Source organism: Eggerthella sp. 1_3_56FAA, assembly GCF_000185625.1.
In the GTDB taxonomy this organism is placed as follows: Bacteria; Actinomycetota; Coriobacteriia; order Coriobacteriales; family Eggerthellaceae; genus Eggerthella; species Eggerthella lenta.
On the sequence record NZ_GL622580.1, the window covers coordinates 689,096 to 695,754 of the forward strand.

The following is a 6,659-nucleotide window of genomic DNA, read 5'->3' on the forward strand; positions in this document are numbered from 1 at the left end:
GTTACTTTTCCCTAACGGCTAGGAATTGTCGTCGGTGCTTGCCCGTGCGATCTTCCCGGATGAAAGTGGTATGCTCATGGAGGCGATGTTCGGTGAAGTCGAAACCCTTGCCTACGTGATAGACAGCGAATGCCGCGTCGTCTACTTCAACAAGAAGATGGAGGTTGCGTTTCCCCATTTGAAAACGGGCATGCTTTGCTATCAGGCCTTGCGCGGCGAGCCCGCCTCTTGCCCGGATTGCCCGCTGATGCTTGACCATGCCAGCAAGGGCCGGGTCTACAACCAGCGCATCCGGAGCTGGATAGAGACAGAGGTGAGCGACATAGACTGGCCTGGCTCGGGCGCGTGCCACATTTTCCTGAGCCGTGTCATCGATCGGCCTGATTTGGGCGCGGCCGATCCGAAGCCGTTCGATGCCCTGACGGGCCTGTATACGCGCGAAGCGTTTTTCTCGGCGGTCTCCACTGCGATCCAAGCATATCCGGAGCGCTCGTATTGCCTGATGGCCGTTGACATCGAACATTTCAAGCTGTTCAACGAATGGTACGGCGAAGAGGCCGGAGATTTGTTTCCGGAAGAGGTGGGGAGGCTGCTCGGCGAGGCTGCAGTCGAGAGCGGCGGCGTTTCAGGCTATCTGAGCGGCGACGACTTCTGCATGCTGCTGCCTTGCGACGAGGGCATGATCGAGACTCTGCGAGCCCGCATTACCCAAAGCGCGCTTCATCACGGCAAAGGCATGGGCTTTCTTCCCGCGTTCGGGCTGTTCCGCATTGACGATCGGTCCCTGCCCGTCGGCATCATGTACGATCGCGCGTTGCTGGCTTTGGCCTCGGTCAAGGGGAATTACGCTCAGCGTTTCCGATGGTACGACGATGGTATGCTCAGAGAGATCAAGGACGACCATTCGCTTTTGCTCGAAGTGCAGCAGGCTTTGGAGAAGGGCGAGATCACGTTCTACGCTCAGCCGAAATGCAACCTCGACACGGGCAAGATCGTGGGCCTCGAGGCTCTGGTTCGCTGGATGCACCCTGAGCGCGGGCTCATCCCGCCGATCCAGTTTATCCCCATGCTGGAGCGAAATGGGCTGATAACCGCGCTCGATCTGCATATTTGGGAGGAAGTGTTCCGCGCTCTGCGCGCGTGGATGGACGCCGGCCAGGCGCCCGTGCCCATTTCCGTGAACGTGTCGCGCCGCGACTTGTATGCGCTCGATGTTTTGGGCACGTTCGAGGGATTGCTCGAAAAGTATGATATCCCCCCTCGTCTGCTCGCCGTCGAAATCACCGAAAGCGCGTACGTCGAGGATTGCGAGCTGATCGTGGACATCGTCGAGGGTTTCCATGACCTGGGCATCTCCGTTCATATGGACGATTTTGGCAGCGGGTATTCGTCGCTTGGCATGCTGAAGGACGTGAACGGTCGACGTCTTGAAACTGGACATGAAGCTGCTGGACGCGATAGACGCGCAAAGCCGCAAAGCCCGTAGCATTCTGGAAGCCATCATCGGTATGGCGAACTTGCTGGACATCCGCGTGATCGCGGAGGGGGTGGAAACCGAATCCCAACGGCAATTGCTGGTGAAGATGGGGTGCCTGTACGGGCAAGGATACTTTTTCTACAAGCCCATGCCGAAGGCGGAGTTCGAGCCTTTGATTGCGAATCGGACGAAGGTTGATTTCCGCGGCATCCATGCGGACTCCATCGAGAGGTTCCGTATTCGCGACCTGATAGAGAGCAGGGTGCTTAGCGATGCCATGCTCGACGATATCCTGGGTCCCTTGGTGCTGTACGATCTGTACGACGGCGAAGTGGAGCTTCTGAGCGCCAACGAGCAGTACTGTCAGCTGAACGGGGTTAACGCCGTTGACCTGCACGAGCTGCGTTCCACGTTCGCGCGTCGAGCGTTCGAGTCGGATTGGGACGAGGTCATGGAAGCGTTCGAGCAAGCTCGCGAGAACGTCCCGAATGGCGCGGTCGTCGTAGTGCGTCGTATGCGCCCGGACGGGTCGACCGCTCACCTGCTCGTCCATCTGCTGTTCCTGCGCGAGCACGAAGGCCACTACCTGTATCTGGGTTCGCTGAGGGACGTGACTCGCGAGCGGCAGCAGGCGCGTCAGCTGGAGTCCTCTCGTCGAGCGTTATCGGCTGCCACGGATGCTTCCCCGCGCGATCCGCTGCTCGTAGCATTGGGGGAAGAGAACCGGCGAACCGCCCTGGCGCTTTCTGCAGAGCTTTCGCCTGGGGGAATGATCGGAGGATACTGCGAGCCGGAGTTCCCGCTGTACTTCGCCAACGCTGCTATGGTGGAGCTTCTGGGTTACGACACGTACGAGGAACTGGCTGCGGGCATCGATTGGCGCGTGGGCAACACCATACATCCGGACGATCTGGCCTCGGTTGCGCTCGACATCGGGCCCGAGTACTACGTGGGGCTCGAGTACACTACCACGTACCGCATGGCTCGCAAGGACGGGACGTGGTTCTGGACGCTCGACAAAGGCCGGGTGGTCGAAGCGGAAGACGGCAGGCTTGCCATCGTGAGCGCTTGCACCGACATCACCGAAGTCATGGCGGTGCAACAGCAGCTTGCCGAGCGAAACAAATTGTTGATCAGCCAAAACGAAGAGCTTGCATTCCTGAATGAAGATATGCCCGGCGGCTATCATCGCTGCCTCGACGCTCCCGGGTGCGATTTCCTGTACATGAGCGACCGCTTTCTGGACATGTTCGGCTACACGCGCGAAGAGATAAAGGAGCTGTTCGACGACAAGTACATGCTCATGGTGCACCCCGACGACCGCGACAGCGTGGCCAAAGGCGTGACCGCGCTCAGGGAGGGCACTGCGGGGTCGGATCCGTTGGAGTACCGCATGAGAGCCAAGGACGGCTGGCGCTGGGTGATCGACCAGAGCCGTTTCTTGGAATACGATGACACCTCGTTTCTGCAGGGCGTCGTAGTGGACGTGACGGAAACCGTGGAACTGCGCGACATGATGAGCATGCTGATCGAGCACACCTCGAGCGACATCGTGCTGCTGTCATGGTCCGACAAAGAGGACGTCCGCGTGAACGTGGTGGCGTGCGGTGCGTCGAAGAAGTACGGGCTCTCGCCCGAGCAGTACGAGGATATCATTCGCGGCCAGCTGTACCTTCCGAGCGGAGACGGGGGCGGGCGCCTGGTCGACGAGATCGTCGACAAGATCGATCGAGGCGAGAGCTTGGCGATTGTGGATCGACCGCGCTTTCCCGGGCACGAGAACGTCTGGATGCACGTCGAGGCACGCCGCGTGGGCCTCGAGTCCTCTGAACGTATAGCGTTGTGCCTGGTCACCGATGTGACTACCATGAAGAACCAGCAACAGGAGCTGTGGCTCACCAAGCGAAAGCTGGAGGGGGTTCTGGATCAAGCCGGCGTCCAAAGCTGGGACTGGGACATCAACAGCAATCGCTTGGTGCTCTCGCGCAGCGAGCTTATGGAGCGTATATTCGCAGGTCTGAGCCGCTTCGAGGACGACATGCTGGTCGTGGACGGGTTCGACCCCGAGACTATGCGGTTCCGCTTCGTGCCGCCCGACTACCAGCAGGCGTTCAGGGACTCGTTTCGGGGCGTGCGCACTGCTCGCGATCGACAGCGCTCGGTGTTCGAGATTCCGTTCACGTTCGAGGACGGGGCGCCTGTGTGGATAGAGGTCGCGTGCGAGACGGTGCGCGATGAGCGGGATCGACCCGTCCGCGCGGTGGGATACTACCTTGACATGACCGATCGCAGAAACGAATCCTTGCAGAACAAAGCGAACTCCGAGGCGTTGCGGCAGCTGCGAGAACAGAGCTTCCAGCTGCTCAAGATGGCGAAGACCGATGCGTTGACCGGGTTGCATAACCGCCAGGCGGCCATCCCGAAGATAGAGGAGCGCCTACGCGCGGTCGAGGCGGGCGAGCTGGGCGATGCTTCGTGTGCGCTGATCATGTTGGATCTGGACTCCTTCAAGCTGGCCAACGACGTGTTCGGGCACGCGTACGGCGATCAGGTTATCGTGCATGTGGCCGAGGCTCTGAAGGAGTCGTTCCCTGGCGACGTCGTCTGCCGTATGGGTGGGGACGAGTTCCTGGTGTGGTGCGAGGACGTGGACGAGGGAGCGCTGGAGGATAGGATCGCCTCTGCGCTGCGTGCCATGGAGGTCGAACGCGTTGAGGACGGTCGAACGTTCCTGTTCTCAGCGTCGGCCGGTTACGTGCTGGTTCCGCAGGAGGGCTTCTCGTTCGACGACCTGTATCAGAAAGCGGATTCGGCGTTGTTCTCGGTCAAGATGGGCGGCAAGCGCTCCTGCTCGCGATACTGGTCTGGGATGAAGAGCGTTCGCTGCGAGCTGGCCGAGTGACGGGTGCTGCCGGCTCTTTGTCTGCAGCCGCTTCGGCTCGCTTGCTTGCGCGATCATGAAAACAACACTTACGAGAATGCTTGAGATTCGCTAGAATCGAAGATGCCACGGCGCGCTCCAGCGCGCCCGGCGTGTCTCGTTTCCCCGAAAGGCGCCTTCTGCGCTGGTAGGTTCGATGGGGCCAATCAAGACAACCGAAGACGAAAGGACGATTCCTTTATGCAAGGGAAACCTCTTGTGCTGCTGCTGTCCGTCTTGTACGGCAGCGCGTTCATTGCGGGGTTCAACGAGAACCTCGTCAACATGGCGCTCGTGTCCATCATGGCGGAGTACGGCGTCGACTCCGTGACGGCTCAGTGGCTGGTCACCGGCTATATGATCGTGGCCACCGTCGTGGTCACGTGCATGGCGTTTCTCTATCGGCGCTTCCATGTGCGCACGCTGTTCTTCGGCGCGGCCGGCTTGAGCATCGTCGGCTCCGCGATGGGGCTCGTCGCTCCCAGCTTCGAGCTGCTGCTGGTCGCGCGCCTCGTGCAGGCGGTGGGCACGGGCATCTTCATCCCGCTTATGATGAACACCATCCTCGTGGTCACGCCGAAGAACAAGCTGGGCACGTACCTGTCCGTCGGCGGCTGCATGATCACGTTCGGCCCCGCGTTCGCCCCGGTGGTGTGCGGCGCGCTGGTGACGGCGTTCGGATGGCACAGCATTTTCGTCGTGCCCATCGTGGCGATGGCGGTGCTGGCCGTGCTCGGCTTCTTCTACATGAAGAACCTCGAAACGCACGAAGCGCATCTCGACGTGCTGTCGGTGCTCCTTTCCGCCGTGGCGCTGACCGTGTTGTCGTTCGGTTTGACGCAGCTGACCACCGACGGTGTTCTGGCTGCTGCCGCCCTCGTGCTGGCGGCGGCCATGGTTGCAGTGTTCGTGGTGCGCCAGCTGCGATGCGCGCATCCGCTCATCGATTTGGCGCCGATGAAGAATCGCGCGTTCTGGCCGGCGCTCATTCTGGTGACCATCGCGATGATGAGCATGTTCTCGATGAGCGTGCTGTTGCCGCTGTACTTCGAAGGCGCGGCGGGCATGACCGCCTTCGCCGCTGGTCTGGTGATCCTCGTTCCCGTGCTGGCGAACGCGGGCGCCACGCTGCTGGGTGGCCGCATCATGGACAAACGAGGCGAATGGCCTTTGCTGCCTCTGGGCTTCGGCGGCATTGCCATCGGCTTCATCGCGTTGGTGGCGGTTGCGCCGCAGCTGTCCGTGCCGGCGGTGTTCGCGGCCATGCTGGTGATGTACGTGGCGGTGGGCTTCATCTTCTCGCCCTCGCAGACGGCAGGCCTGCGGGCGCTGCCGCCTCAGCAGAACCCGTTCGGCGTGGCGCTCATGACCACGTTCGTGCAGATCGCTGCATGCATCGGGCCATCGTTGTATATCGGCATCATGTCGTCGGGGCAAGCGGGCGCTGCGGCCGGGGGCGCTTCTGCGGCGCAGGCGACCGCGGACGGGTTCGCGCTTGCGATGGTGGTGGCCGCGGCCATCGGCGTCGTTGGGTTCGCTTTGTCGCTGGCGTATGCTCGCGCGGCGCGGAAGCGTGCGGCCGTGCAGGCCGTGGAACGCGCGGCGCAGTCTCCGGTGCAGTCGGTGCTGGCGTCCATCATGGAGGCCGACCCCTACACGCTGCCGGCCGCCACGCCGGTGCGCGAGGCGATGCGCGCGTTCGTGGATTTGAGGGTCGGCGGGTTGCCGCTGGTGGACGAGCAGGGGCATCCGGCGGGCTTCGTGTCCGACGGCGATGTGATGCGCTACCTCGCCGACAAGCATCCGCTGATCACGGGATCGTATTCGCTGGTAGAAGCTGCCAACAGCCAGACGTTCGACGAGCGCCTGCGCGAGCTCATCGAGCTTCCGGTGAGCGCGATTGCCACCGACAAGCTGGTGGCAATCGAGGCCGGATCGTCGCTGGAAGAGGTGTGCAACCTGCTGGCCACGCGCCGTTTGAAGAAGGTGCCAGTGGTGCGCGACGGCGCGATCGTGGGCACCGTCAACCGCTCCGACGTGCTGCGCTACGCGATGGACACCTGCCTGCAGGGAGTGTAGGGGAGACGTCCGGCTTCGCGGGGTGCTGCAGGGCTCTGGCCGGCTCCGCCGTGCTGCAGGCTGCCGGCTGGCTGAGATCCCTAGCGTGCGATCTCTGCCACGCCGAGGACGATCTGCTGTAGAACGGGAGCCGGGGGTGCGCGCGTCGGCCCGCGCGCGGCGGCCGGGGTCGCGTGCTCGGCC

General features: G+C 62.2%; 3 protein-coding genes. All 3 read left to right on the forward strand.

Features of this window, described 5'->3' with window-relative positions; genetic code table 11:
• The first annotated feature begins 76 nt into the window (after window positions 1–76).
• On the forward strand, window positions 77–1,486 hold the full coding sequence (locus HMPREF1023_RS15975; RefSeq protein ID WP_255346934.1) for a GGDEF domain-containing phosphodiesterase: 1,410 nt from the start codon (window positions 77–79) through the stop codon (window positions 1,484–1,486).
• On the forward strand, window positions 1,428–4,379 hold the full coding sequence (locus HMPREF1023_RS15980) for a PAS domain-containing protein (protein WP_009305768.1): 2,952 nt from the start codon (window positions 1,428–1,430) through the stop codon (window positions 4,377–4,379). The genes HMPREF1023_RS15975 and HMPREF1023_RS15980 overlap by 59 nt, the downstream gene beginning before the upstream one ends.
• A gap of 219 nt (window positions 4,380–4,598) precedes the next feature.
• The gene (locus HMPREF1023_RS08275) at window positions 4,599–6,476 is read left to right on the forward strand and encodes an MFS transporter (protein ID WP_009305769.1); all 1,878 of its coding nucleotides are present in this window, start codon (window positions 4,599–4,601) and stop codon (window positions 6,474–6,476) included.
• Window positions 6,477–6,659: the final 183 nt, after the last annotated feature.